Here is a 12719-nt window from a genome sequence, read left to right as displayed (position 1 = left end):
CAGATGGATCCCGACGACAGCAAATCCCCCCGCCCCGGCGGCAACACCAAGGTCACGCGCGCCGACTGGCTCACCGTGGCGATGGACATCCTCGTCAGCGACGGCGTGGCCGAGGTCAAGGTGCTGCCCATCAGCGAGCGCCTCGGCGTGTCGCGGTCGAGCTTCTACTGGTATTTCAAGAGCCGCAAGGATCTGCTCGACGCGCTGCTGAAGGAATGGGAAAGCGGCAATACCGGCGCGTTGATCGCCCATGCCGAGATGCCCGCGCCGACGATCACCGCATCCGTCTGCAATCTTTTCCACTGTTTCCTCGACCCATCGCTGTTCAATCACCAGCTGGATTTCGCGGTGCGCGAATGGGCGCGGCGCGAGGGCCACGTGCGCCGCGTCATCGATCGCAGCGACGCGGCCCGCTGCGCCGCCATCGCCGCGATGTTTGAACGCCACGGCTTTGCCCCCTACGAGGCCGATGCGCGGGCGCGCATCCTTTACTTCATGCAGATCGGCTATTACGCGCTGGACCTGGCCGAGCCGCTGGACGAACGTCTGTCGCGCATTGACGGCTATATTCTCGGCTTTACCGGGCAGGCCGCGCGCGCGGAGGAAACGGCCAAGCTGCGAGCCCATGCGGAGGCGCTGAAAGAGCGATGAAACGATATTCCGCCCTGACGCTGGCCCTTGAGGGGCTGAAGAACCATCGCGGCTGGCGCCCCGCCTGGCGCAAGGCGACGCCGGCGGCGGAATATGACGCCATCGTGGTGGGCGGCGGCGGGCATGGTCTCGCCACCGCCTATTACCTTGCGAAGAATCACGGGCTGCGCCGGGTCGCCGTGCTTGAGAAGGGCTGGATCGGCGGCGGCAACACCGGGCGCAACACCACGGTGATCCGGTCGAACTACTTTCACCCCGAAAGCGTGGCGCTCTACGATCTGGCGCTGCGCCTTTACGAGGGGCTGTCGAAGGAGTTGAACTACAACGTCATGCTCAGCCAGCGGGGCATGCTGATCGCCGCGCACACGCCGATGCAGATGGAGATCTGCACCCGCATCGCCAACGCGATGCAGTTGAACGGCGTCGACGGCGCGCTGATGAGCCGCGACGAGGCGCTCGAACGCGTGCCGCTGGTCAACCAGTCCGAGGACGCGCGCCACCGCCTTCAGGGCGGCATCTGGCAGGGCCGCGCCGGGATCGCGCGCCATGACGCGGTCGCCTGGGGCTACGCCCGCGCGGCCAGCGACCTGGGCGTCGATATCGTCGAGAACTGCGCGGTGCGCGAATTGCTGATCGAGAACGGCGCATGCGTCGGCGTCGAAACCGACCGGGGCCCGATCCGCGCCGCCCGCGTCGGGCTGGCGGCGGCGGGGGCGACACCGGGGTTGGCGGCGCAGGCGGGGGTCACGCTGCCGATCCACGACTACGCGCTTCAGGCTTTCGTGTCCGAACCGGTCAAGCCCTGCCTTGACACCGTGCTGCTCTACCTCGGCACGGGCACTTATGTTTCGCAATCGGACAAGGGGGAGATGGTCTTTGGCGGCGGGCTCGACCGGGTTCCGACCCATGGCCAGCGCGGCAACCTGCCCGCGCAGCAGACCGTGACCTCGGGCCTGCTCGAGATGTTCCCGGCCTTCGGGCAGCTCAAACTGTTGCGCCAATGGGCCGGGGTGGTTGACGTCGTTCCCGACAGCTCGCCCATCATCGGGCCCGTCGGGGTTCCGGGGCTGTTCGTCAACTGCGGCTGGGGCACCGGCGGGTTCAAGGCGATCCCCGCGGGGGGATGGCTGCTCGCGCATCTGCTGGCCACGGGTGAACACCACGAGATCAGCGCGCCCTTCGATGTGACGCGTTTTGCGCGCGGGCGGCTGATCGACGAAGCCGCCGGGTCCGGCATCGCGCATTGAGGAGGTTGAGCCATGCAGATATTCCCCTGCCCCTTCTGCGGCCCGCGCGATGAGCGCGAGTTCCACTTCGCCACCGAGGCGGGCAAGCCGCGCCCCGAGCCCGCAGACAAGGTGTCGGCCGAGGATTGGGCCGCGTACCTCTACGCCAACGAGGCGCCCAGGGGAGAGGCGCGCGAGGTCTGGCTGCACCTGACCTGCGGCGAGTATTTCGTGATGACGCGCGACACGCTCACGCGCGAAGTAAAGGGCAGCGAGACCCTGCCGGGGAGAAGAGCATGAGCGGCTGGCGGCTGGACAGGGGCGGCGAAATCGACCGCGACAGGCCGATTGGCTTCACATTCGACGGCCACGCCGTGACCGGGTTCGCGGGCGATACGCTGGCCTCGGCGCTGCTGGCGTCGGGGCGCCGCGTGCTGGGCCGCAGCTTCAAGTATCACCGCCCGCGCGGCCTTTGGGGGGCGGGCGCGGAAGAGCCGAACGCGATTGTCGACGTGACCGAGGGCGGCGTCACGACACCGAACCTGCGCGCCACGCTGGAGCCGCTGCGCGAGGGGCTTGCGCTACGCTCGGTCAACACCTGGCCCGAGGCGGCGCGCGACCGGCATCGCCTGCTCGACCGGCTGAACCGGTTCCTGCCGGCCGGGTTCTACTACAAGACCTTCATGGCGGGCGGCTGGATGCGGTGGGAGCCGATGATCCGCCGCATGGCCGGGCTCGGGCGGCTGGACCCGGCCAACGCGCCGCCCGCCGATTGCGCGCAGATCAACGCGCGCGCCGATCTGCTGGTCATCGGGGCCGGGCCCGCGGGGCTGGCGGCGGCGCGGGCGGCCGCGCGGGCGGGCCGCGCCGTGTGGTTGATCGACGACGGGGATGCGCCGGGCGGCAGCCTGCGCTGGCGCGGCGGCGATATCGACGGCGGGCCGTGGCGTGACTGGTGCGCCGACACGCAGGAGCGGATATTGCGCGCGGGCGGAAAGATCCTGAGCCGCACGACGCTCTGGGGCGCGTTCGATCATGGGCTATACGCCGCGTGGGAGCGCCGCTGCGGCGCCCCCGACCGGCTGTGGCGCATCCGCGCGGGCGACGTGATCCTCGCCGCCGGCGCGATCGAGCGGCCCTTGTGGTTCGCGAATAACGACCTGCCCGGCGTGATCTCCGCCGAGGCGGCGCTGCGCTACCTGACCCTGCATGGCGCGGTGGCGGGGCGGCGCATCGTTCTGGCGACCGGGAATGACGGCAGCTACCCGGTGGCGGCGGCGCTGGCGCGCGCGGGCTGCGACGTGACGCTGGCCGACGCGCGAGGCGATACGCCCGACGCCCCCGAAGGGGTCGATCTGCGCCGCGAGACCCGCGTGACCGGGGCCGAAGGGCGCGACGCGGTGGCGCGCGTGCGCCTTAACGGGGTGCTGCAGGAGGCCGACACGCTGCTTGTCTCGGGCGGGCTGACGCCTTCGGTGCATATCTTCATGCAGGCGGGCGGGCGGCTTGACTGGGACGCGGAGTGCGATGCGTTGATCCCGCGCGCAGGCAGCGCGTCGATGCGGGTGGCCGGCGCCGCGAACGGCGCCTTCGCGCTGGCCGACGCGCTGGCCGAGGGACACGCGGCGGCGGGCGGCGCGGGCAATGCGCCGCGCGCAGAGGCGGCGGGCGACTGGGGCGTGCTGCCGATGCGCCCCGACCCGGACGCCGCGGGGCGGCAATGGATCGACTTCCAGAACGACGTCACGCTCAAGGACGTCGCGCTGGCACAGCGCGAAGGGTTCGTGTCGGTCGAGCACCTGAAACGCTACACGACGCTTGGCATGGCGACCGACCAGGGCCGCACGTCGAATTTCGCGGGGCTGGCGGCGATGGCGGGGCTGACCGATCGCTCCATCCCCGAGACCGGCACGACCACCTATCGCCCGCCCTTCCTGCCGGTGCCGCTGACGGTGATCGCCGGGCGGCGGCGCGGGCAGCTTTTCGACCCGCCGCGCCGTCTGACGCTGGAGCGCGCGCATCGCGCCGCGGGCGCGCAGCTGCGCGAGTACGGCGGCTGGCTGCGCCCCGCGCATTACGGCGACGACGAGGCCGAGGCGGCCTTGCGCGAGGCGGGCGTCGCGCGTGAAACGGTCGCGCTCTACGACGCTTCGCCCTTGGGCAAGATCGAGGTGATCGGGCCGGGCGCGGCGGAGTTGCTGGATTTCTGTTTCTTCACCCGGCTCTCGACGCTGAAACCGGGGCGCGCGCGTTACGGGCTGATGCTGTCGGAGACGGGCATCGTGTTCGATGACGGCGTGACGCTGCGGCTGGCCGGGGATCGCTTCATCGTTTCGGCCTCATCGAGCCACGTCGACGGCGTGCGCCTGCGGCTCGAGGATGCGCGCCAGGACCGCTTCGATCCCGCCCGCGTCTTTCTGCATGACGTGACCGCGCACTGGACCACGCTCTGCGTCGCCGGGCCGCGAGCCCGCGACGTGCTGCGCGCGGCGGGCGTTCCGGTTGACCTCGACGATGCCGCCCTGCCGCATATGGGCGTGACCGAGGCTGACTGGAACGGGCGCACGTTGCGCATCGCGCGCGTCAGTTTCACCGGTGAACGCAGCTACGAACTATCGGTCCCGTCGCGCCATGCCGAATGGCTCGAGTCGCTGCTGGCGGCAAGGGTCGGGGAAGCGGGCGGCGGGCGCATCGGGCTCGAGGCGGTGCTGACGCTGCGCGCGCAAAAGGGGTTCATCCTGATCGGCAAGGACACCGACGGGCTCACCATGCCGCAGGATCTGGGCTGGCCCAACCGGCGCGAGGACGAGTTCATCGGCAAGCGATCCCTTCTCACCGACGAGGCGCTGCGCAACGACCGTCGCCAGCTGGTCGGGCTGACGGCGACGGATGGCGGCGCGGCGTTTACCGCAGGCGCGCATCTCGTGCCGCTGGACGCCGCGCGCCGGTCGCTGGGCTTCGTCACCTCCGTCGCGCCGGATCCGGGCGCCCCGCATGCGCTGGCGCTGCTCGAGTCAGGGCGCAGCCGCATGGGGGAGAGCGTCGGCGTCTTCGACAACGGCGCGGTGCGCGAGGCGCGGGTGATCGCGCCCTGCGCGTTCGATGCGAAAGGGGAGCGGCTTCATGCGTGAGATGGACTGGCCGGAACTGATCGACCTTGACGACGTGCTGATAGACACCGCCGATCTGCACGCGACATGCCGGCGCACGGGCGGCGCGGTGCTGATCTCGGGCGATCTGGACGCGGCGATTGCGGCGCTCGCCCCCGCTGCGCCGCTGCTGGGGCTGGGGGGCGACGCCGCCACGCTGCCGGTGGGCCTGCGCATCGCGCGCGACCGCGCGCTGCTGGTATGCGACGCGCCGACCGACGCGACGCCCGGCTGGCATGCAGGGGGCTTCGCCGCGACCCCGGCGGATGACCAGTGGGCCATCTTCACCCTTTCGGGCAGGGCCGCGCCGCGCGTGATCGCCGAGGGCGCGTCCATCGATCCGGATGGCGGCTCTGCCTCTGCGGCGGTGTTGTTTGCCGGCGAAACCTGCCTGCTGGGGCGTCACGACGAAGGCTATGTCGTGCTGATCGAGTGGCCGCGCGCCTGGTTCCTCGCGGAGTGGCTGAACCGGGTGGCGGCCGATCCGGCCTGACCGCCCCCCGCCTGCATGCAATCCGCATTGACAGTAATGGGCATCTATGCCCAGTTAATCGCGGTGCCGCGCGGGCCTGCCGCGCAGGGCATTTCACAGAAGGGGGATAACGCTGATGTTCATGAAGAAAATCCTGGTCGCCGGCGCCGCGCTGGCGCTGATGACCGCAACCCCGGCGCTGGCGCAGACGACGCTCAAGCTGGCGACGGATTCGGGCGCCAAGGGCTCGCCCTCGGGCGATGCGATGGACCGCTGGGCGGACCTGATCGAAGAGGGCACCGACGGCGAGGTGCAGGTCGACGTCTTCTACCAGAACGAGCTGGGCAGCCAGGCCGAAGTGCTGGACCTGCTGGTCGCCGGCGACGTGGACATGATGATCAACTGGCCGATCACCGCCTATGACGAACGCCTGGGCGTGCTGTTCACGCCCTACATGGTCATGAGCTGGGAAGAGGCGTTCGACGCCTACAAGCCCGGCGGCTGGGTCAACGAGATGCTGGGCGGCATCTGGGCCGATCTCGGGATCAAGTTCTTCGGCCCCTGGCCCGAGGGCTTCAACGGCATCGCCTCGAGCGGCAAATACGCGATGACGCCGGAAGAGGCCAAGGATCTCAAGATCCGCGTGCCCGCCATGTTCCCGATGGCTGAATCCGTGCAGGCGCTTGGCTACCAGACCGCGACGATCGACTGGTCCGAGGTGTTCTCGGCGATTCAGAACGGCACCGTCGATGGCGACGGCGCCAACATCATCTACTGGGACTACGAATATTTCCGCGACGTGCTGGATTATTACAACCAGACGAAGCAGCAGTTCGTGACCGGCGTGATCACCATGAACCAGGGGTCCTGGGAAGGGCTGAGCGAAGACCAGCAGAAGGTCGTCCACGACGCGGCGATGACCATCATGAACGAAGCGTTCGAGCAGGCCAAGGAGCGTAACCAGTATTACGTCGACAAGGCCAAGGAAGCCGGCATGACCTATGTCGAACCCTCCGAAGAGCAGCTCAACGCGATGGCCAAGCATGTTCGCGAACAGGTCTGGCCGATGATGGAAGGCCGGGTCGGCAAGGACATCATGGACACGATCCGGGCCAATGCCAGCGAGCTCTGACGAAACCGACAAGAGCCCCGTCGCACGTATCGGCGGGGCTCTCGCGCGTTTGCTCGACGCGCTGGCGGTGATTGCGTCGCTGGCGGTCACCGGGTTGATGTTCTTCCTGGTGGTGGCGCGCTATGTGCTCGGGCTGTCGGTGGTGGGCCTGCACGAACTGATCATGCTGGCCGCCGTCGCGCTTTACATGATCGGGGCGATGATCGCCTCGCGCACGCGCTCGCATCTGACGGTGGACTGGCTGGCCGGGACCATCACCAACCCGCGCCGCAAGGCCGCGCACGAGCTGCTGATCGCCACGCTGACGATCATCATCACGATCTTCTTCATCGTCTGGGCCTACTGGATGTTTTCCTGGGGGCTGAAACGGCCGCAACTGACGCCGGCCTACCGAATCCCGCTTTGGGTGCCGCAACTGTCCATCGGGATCGCGGCGGTCGCCTGCTTCCTCTACGGATTGCGCGATTTCATCACCGCGATCCGCAAGCTGAGACGTTCCTGACATGGATGCACTTGTCGCCCTTCCGCTGCTGATCCTATTGATGGCGATCGGTCTGCCTGTCGCCTGGTCCTTCGCCGGTGTGCTGGCCTATCTCGCGTTCGTTTTCGACGCCAATCTCAACACGCTGATGTTGCAGGGCTTCCGGTCGCTCAACTCGCTGGTGCTGGTGGCGCTGCCGCTGTTCATCCTGACCGGATACCTGATGCAGTCGGGCGGGATTGCGCGGCGCATCATCGCGTTCGTGTCGCGGCTGGCCACGGGCAAGGGCGGGATGGGCAGCGCGATGGTTCTGTCGTCCAGCATCTTCGGCGCGATCGCGGGCACGGCGACGGCGGCCATCGCCTCGATCGGGTCGATCATGACCGAACCGCTGGTCGCGCGCGGCTATCCGCGCGGGCGGGTCGCGGCGTTGCTGGGCATCTCGTCCCTGCTGGGCATCCTGATCCCGCCGTCGATCACGATGATCCTGTTCGCCGTGGTCACGCGGCAATCCGTCGCCGCCTGTTTCGCGGCCACCATCGGCCCGGCCATCGTGCTGATCCTGGGGCTGATTCTCTACAACCGCTTCCTGGTCGGGCGCGCCTTCGAGGAGGTCGAGGTCGCCGAAGAAGGCCCGCGCGAGAGTTTCGGCAAGGTGACGCTGCGCGCCCTGCCCGCCCTGACGCTGCCGGTGATCATCCTGGGCGGCATCTATGGCGGCATCTTCACCCCCACCGAATCCGCCGCCGTCGCGGCCGTCGCGGCGCTGATCGTCGGCGGGCTGATCTACCGCGAATTCACCTGGAAGAGCCTTGCCGGAAGCATCATCGAGGCCGCCGAGACGACCGGCACGATCATCCTGATCCTGCTCTTTTCGTTCATGATCTCGCGCATCCTCGCGTTCGAGCGGGTGCCCCAAGACATGACCGAGGCGATCCAGGCGGTCGTGCACAACCCCATCATCGCGCTGCTGATGGTCAACCTCGTGCTGATCATCGCGGGCATGCTGATGGATGACGTATCCGTGACGGTGGTGATCGCGCCACTGTTCATGCCGCTGATGGTGGCCAACGGCGTCAACCCGGTGCATTTCGCGGCCATCGTCGGCTGTTCGGTCGTGATCGGGGCCAACAGCCCGCCGGTGGCGCCGACGCTGTTCCTGTCCTGCCGGATCACCCGCGCGCCAATCATGCAGGCGGTGATGCCGGCAATCGGACTGATGACCTTCGTGGCGTTCCCGGTGATGCTGGTCACGACCTTCTGGGAAGACCTGTCGCTGGCGATCCCGCGCGCGCTGGGGCTGATGTAGCAGCGCCGTCGCGCGGCGGGATCGCCGCGCGCGGCCCGAGGCGCGGGAGGACGGAACACGCTTTGGTAAGAGCATTGCGACTTCTCACCTTTTAGCTGGACATTATTTTCCCGCCAAACCAGTTTGATCCTCGCACGCGAAAGGCGAACCCACTCATTGCTGCTTACGCGTGCATTTTAATTGTTAATCGTTAGAGGTTCCGTAACTTGGAAAGCGTGTTCATTATCCTCCTGTTGAGCGGTGTCTTGATCCTCGCGCTGCGCACCAGAAGAAAAGTCCGGAAAAACGCTCGACGAAACCGAACGGCACCTTACAAGAGCACTGACGCGCATCTAAAGCCATTCGACGTCAAGACCGCGAAACCGCAGGCAGCCAATCCCATCCTGAGAGGCTCTGCTTACGTGATAGATGGCGACACTTTGGTCATCCGCAAGACGCAGATACGCTTATTTGGCGTCGATGCGCCGGAATTGAATCATCCCTACGGAAAGAAGGCCAAGTGGGCTCTGGTTTCGCTTTGCAAGGGGCAGACAGTGCAGGCGGAAGTGACCGAACAAGATGCTTATGGTCGCGCCGTGGCAAGATGCCACCTGCAAGATGGCCGAGACCTTTCGGCTGAAATGGTGAAACTCGGATTGGCCATCGACTGGTCAAAGTTCTCGGGTGGGAAGTATCGACCGTTGGAACTGCCGGACGCGCGCAAGAAACTATGGTTAGCAGACGCGCGTCAGAAAGGCCGTATGCATGTTTGGGAACACTTCGAAGCTAAACGCGTCGCTGGCGATGACAGAGACTAACTGCACAACTTGATAGTCAGTCGAGCGCCTCGCGAAGTGCTGCGAGTCAGGTTTCTCACGATACGTCTTGCCGCCATCTCCGAAACTGGTCGGGCAGAGAGGATTCGAACCTCCGACCCCCTGCTCCCGAAGCAGGTGCGCTACCAGGCTGCGCTACTGCCCGACCGTGGGGCGGAATTACTGGCTATCGGTTCCGGATGCAAGCTGTTCCGCAAGGAAAACCGTCACCAGCCCGGCGGGCGGCGCACGGTCCACGTGCCGTAGTCAAAGACGATGTCCTGCCCGTCGAAAGTGACCACCTTCGGGCGTTTCTGCGCATCGAAGGTGACCGGCACCGGGTTGCCCTCCATCGAGAACACGATCGAACTGCATCCGCTGCCGCCATCCGGGCAGGCCGCGCTTTTGCGCACGGGCGTTCCGCCGTCCAGCGCGTGGGCGTTGCGGAGATTCGTCCAGCCGAAACGCTTCGCGAAGATCTTCGGCATCTGCGACATGAAATCGCCCTCGTCGTCATGGGCGCCGGGGAATTCCATGCGCAGCGCGGCGTTGTTCTGCTTCATGCTGCCCAGGATCATCGCCTTGGCCTGCGCCGGCACGTTCATCCACCCGCCCCCCTGCCACATGGCGAGGTTGGATTCGCTGATATACATCGCCTCGCCGCCGGGGCTCCTGAACTCGGTATAGCTGCCGTCGGCGACATAGGTCATGACCGCCGGCCCCATCGTCAGGCGCACCATGCAATCGTCGGCGGCGACGTCGAAGGTTCCCAGCTCCACCCGCGTCTTCACGGGATCCTTGGGCGCAATCCCCGTCTCGCGCCGCGTGATGGAGCTGTCGATCTCGACCTGAACGGCGATCTCGCCGGGGCTGGCGGGGGTGATCGTGCGGCCCTCGGCGCGGCCATTGTCGACCTTGAAGCGCCAGTTGTCGGCGGCCGCTTCGGGCAGCCCGGTGACCGTCATTTCGGAGGGCTTGCCCGCCTGGAAGCAGGTCGGCGGCTCAATGCTCACCGGGCGGGTCTGCACCTTCAGGACAAAGCCGTTCTCCGCCGTGCTGTCAGGGGCGGGCGTGTGCGCGACGCGGAAGAAGCCCAGCTCATCGGGCGGATCGTTGCCGTCGAGCAGGAAGGAATCGCGCAGCTTCTCCTTGGCCAGCCGGTGTTCGCGGATGAGCGTCAGGCTGTCCGGATCGTCGGCTTCGGTCACCTCGACCGTCGCCAGCAGGATGTTCTCGGATGGAGGAGTGTCCGGGGTCGGCGTCACCTTGAGCGGGAGCAGCATCGGATGCGCCGCGAAGGCGATCGCCTTGCCCGCGAAGCGGTCCTCGTGGGTGAAGGTGGTCGAGGTCACCTCGACCGCGTGCCTGGCGATGTCGCCGTAGTAGAAATACTTGCCGGTGCGGTCCTGTTGGGCGATGTCTTTTTCGACGTTGTTGAAGCGCGCGACATAGCGGGGGAAGAACGTGTCGAAGGTCGCCCCGCCCATCAGCGCGTCATCGTAGAGAAGCGTCATGCCGTTGCCGCTGCGCAGGGCGGCGTCAGCGGCCGCGTTGATGATCCTGTCCTGCGCGAGATAGGCCACGCCGTCCTGGCTGCCGATCTCCTGACCCAATGAGATCGCGTAATCCCACTTGCCGTAGCCCGGATCGTCCTGCCCATCCCAGAATTCGCGGTCGAGGACCATCGAGTATTTCGGCTCATAAACCGCGCTGCGCCCGGTCCGCTTGCGCACCCAGACCGAGCCGATGGCGGTCGCCACCATCTCGTTTAACCAGTGCACGCCCTCGTCGTCGCGCGAGGGCTGAAGCGTGTGCACGTATTCGTGGACCAGCGTGCCCCCATCGGCAAGCTGGTCGACGTCCTCGACAGGAAGGATCACCCGGCTCTCGTTGAGCACGCTGAGCGTGCGGCAGGCGGCCGCCATGCCGGTGCAGCGCCGCTCGTGGATGGCGGTGTCGAATTGCAGCCGCAGCGCCTTCTTGCCGTCGGTTCCCGGATCCATGTCCGCGTTTTCCACGTCAAAGCCCATCCCCTCGAGCCAGGCGCGCGCCTTCTGCAGTTCCTCCAGCCCGCGCTGCGCGGCGGCGCGTTGCGGTGCGGCAACGTCGCTGGCCGGGCAACGCTGGTTGCTGAAGCAGAAGAGCTGGAAATCCTCGGTCTCGGCGACGATCGCGTCGGCGACGCTGGCCTGCTGTGCGGCAAGAGGAACGGACAGGCTGCCGATACCGATCAGGCAGCCGAAAACATAAGACAAAGCACGCATGACGCCACCCCGGGAAAAAACCAACTGTTCCGCGCATCAGAGCAATTGCGTGCGGGGTCCGTCAAGGGCAAGCCGTCGCCGCAGGTCGGTTCAGAGGCTCGCGTCGAGCGCGTCCAGCACCGCGTCGCCCATCTCGGTCGTCGAGATCGGCGCGCCGCCTTCGGGGCCCATCAGGTCGGGCGTGCGCGCGCCCTGGGCGAGCACCGCCTCGACCGCGCGCTCGAGCCGGTCGGCCTCTTCCCCCTTGTCGAAGCTGTAGCGCAGCGCCATCGCGAAGCTGAGGATGCAGGCGATCGGGTTGGCCTTGCCCTGCCCGGCGATGTCGGGGGCGGAGCCGTGGACGGGTTCATATAGCGCCTTGGGCCGGCCATTCGCCATCGGCGCGCCGAGGCTGGCCGAGGGCAGCATCCCGAGGCTGCCGGTCAGCATCGCGGCGCAATCGGACAGGATGTCGCCGAAAAGGTTGTCGGTCACGATCACATCGAACTGCTTGGGCGCGCGGCAGAGCTGCATCGCGCCCGCGTCGGCATACATGTGGCTGAGCTCCACGTCAGGGTAGCTCTCGGCGTGGACCTTGGTCACGACCTCGCGCCAGAGGATGCCCGACTCCATGACGTTGGCCTTCTCCATCGAGCAGACCTTGTTGCCGCGCCGGCGGGCAAGCTCGAACGCGGCGCGCGCGACGCGGTCGATCTCGGACTCGGTGTAACGCTGGGTGTTGACGCCGACCCGTTCGTTGCCTTCCTGCACGATGCCGCGCGGTTCGCCGAAATAGATTCCGCTGGTCAGTTCGCGCACGATCATGATGTCGAGCCCGGCGACGACGTCGCGCTTCAGCGACGAGAAATCCGCCAGCGCGTCGAAACACTGCGCCGGGCGCAGGTTGGCGAAGAGGTCCATTTCCTTGCGCAACCGCAGCAGCCCGCGCTCGGGCTTCACGCTGAAATCGAGGTCGTCGTATTTCGGCCCGCCCACGGCGCCCAGCAGCACCGCGTCCGCCTCCTGCGCGCGGGCCATCGTGGCGTCGGAAAGCGGCGCGCCATGCGCGTCATAGGCCGCCCCGCCGACGAGGTCTTCGGAGACATCGAAGGCCAGGTCGCGCTTCTTTCCGAACCAGTCGACGATCTTGCGGACCTCGGCCATGACTTCGGGGCCGATGCCGTCACCGGGCAGGATGAGAAGCGAAGGGGTGCTCATGTGGAATGTCCTCGGGAATGTCTGTCCCGAACCGGGTAGCGCGA

Annotated in this window: 11 protein-coding genes and 1 tRNA gene; 9 read left to right on the top strand and 3 right to left on the bottom strand. The window is 67.1% G+C overall.

Annotated elements, in window-relative coordinates:
- The first annotated feature begins 3 nt into the window (after nt 1-3).
- The 9 genes from D6850_RS00890 (at nt 4) to D6850_RS00850 (ending at nt 9217) form a co-directional block, all read left to right on the top strand.
- Entirely contained in the window at nt 4-651 is a 648-nt protein-coding gene (locus D6850_RS00890) for a TetR/AcrR family transcriptional regulator (protein WP_121163092.1), read from the top strand.
- Nucleotides 648-1898 carry a sarcosine oxidase subunit beta family protein gene (locus D6850_RS00885; protein WP_121163090.1) on the top strand — a complete coding sequence of 417 codons (1251 nt, stop codon included), beginning with the start codon at nt 648-650 and terminating at the stop codon, nt 1896-1898. The genes D6850_RS00890 and D6850_RS00885 overlap by 4 nt, the downstream gene beginning before the upstream one ends.
- Nucleotides 1899-1910: 12 nt before the next feature.
- Nucleotides 1911-2177 carry a sarcosine oxidase subunit delta gene (locus D6850_RS00880; protein ID WP_121163089.1) on the top strand — a complete coding sequence of 89 codons (267 nt, stop codon included), beginning with the start codon at nt 1911-1913 and terminating at the stop codon, nt 2175-2177.
- The gene (locus tag D6850_RS00875; RefSeq protein WP_121163087.1) at nt 2174-5008 is read left to right on the top strand and encodes a 2Fe-2S iron-sulfur cluster-binding protein; all 2835 of its coding nucleotides are present in this window, start codon (nt 2174-2176) and stop codon (nt 5006-5008) included. Before D6850_RS00880 ends, D6850_RS00875 begins: the two co-directional genes overlap by 4 nt.
- Nucleotides 5001-5519 (top strand): hypothetical protein, encoded by a 519-nt coding sequence (locus D6850_RS00870; RefSeq protein WP_147438839.1) that lies wholly within the window; start codon nt 5001-5003, stop codon nt 5517-5519. Before D6850_RS00875 ends, D6850_RS00870 begins: the two co-directional genes overlap by 8 nt.
- Nucleotides 5520-5634: 115 nt before the next feature.
- Nucleotides 5635-6630 carry a TRAP transporter substrate-binding protein DctP gene (gene dctP / locus D6850_RS00865; protein ID WP_121163084.1) on the top strand — a complete coding sequence of 332 codons (996 nt, stop codon included), beginning with the start codon at nt 5635-5637 and terminating at the stop codon, nt 6628-6630.
- Complete coding sequence (locus D6850_RS00860; protein WP_245964060.1) at nt 6614-7132, top strand: TRAP transporter small permease; 519 nt, start codon at nt 6614-6616, stop codon at nt 7130-7132. Before dctP ends, D6850_RS00860 begins: the two co-directional genes overlap by 17 nt.
- A gap of 1 nt (nt 7133) precedes the next feature.
- Nucleotides 7134-8420, top strand: a complete 1287-nt coding sequence (locus D6850_RS00855; protein ID WP_121163083.1) for a TRAP transporter large permease — start codon at nt 7134-7136, stop codon at nt 8418-8420.
- 215 nt (nt 8421-8635) lie between these two features.
- Entirely contained in the window at nt 8636-9217 is a 582-nt protein-coding gene (locus D6850_RS00850) for a thermonuclease family protein (RefSeq protein WP_245964111.1), read from the top strand.
- Between the two features lie 86 nt (nt 9218-9303).
- On the opposite strand, the gene D6850_RS00845 is transcribed toward D6850_RS00850, so the two are convergent.
- The 3 genes from D6850_RS00845 to leuB all read right to left on the bottom strand — a co-directional run bounded on the left by D6850_RS00845 (nt 9304) and on the right by leuB (nt 12675).
- Nucleotides 9304-9380, bottom strand: a tRNA-Pro gene (locus D6850_RS00845).
- 61 nt (nt 9381-9441) lie between these two features.
- On the bottom strand, nt 9442-11478 hold the full coding sequence (locus D6850_RS00840; RefSeq protein ID WP_121163081.1) for a hypothetical protein: 2037 nt from the start codon (nt 11476-11478) through the stop codon (nt 9442-9444).
- Between the two features lie 90 nt (nt 11479-11568).
- Nucleotides 11569-12675 (bottom strand): 3-isopropylmalate dehydrogenase, encoded by a 1107-nt coding sequence (leuB, locus tag D6850_RS00835; RefSeq protein WP_121163080.1) that lies wholly within the window; start codon nt 12673-12675, stop codon nt 11569-11571.
- Nucleotides 12676-12719 lie beyond the last annotated feature (44 nt).

This window comes from Roseovarius spongiae (genome assembly GCF_003651245.1).
Classification (GTDB): domain Bacteria; phylum Pseudomonadota; class Alphaproteobacteria; order Rhodobacterales; family Rhodobacteraceae; genus Roseovarius; species Roseovarius spongiae.
The sequence above is the reverse complement of the archived record's forward strand: the minus strand, read 5'-3'. Positions and strand labels throughout refer to the sequence as shown.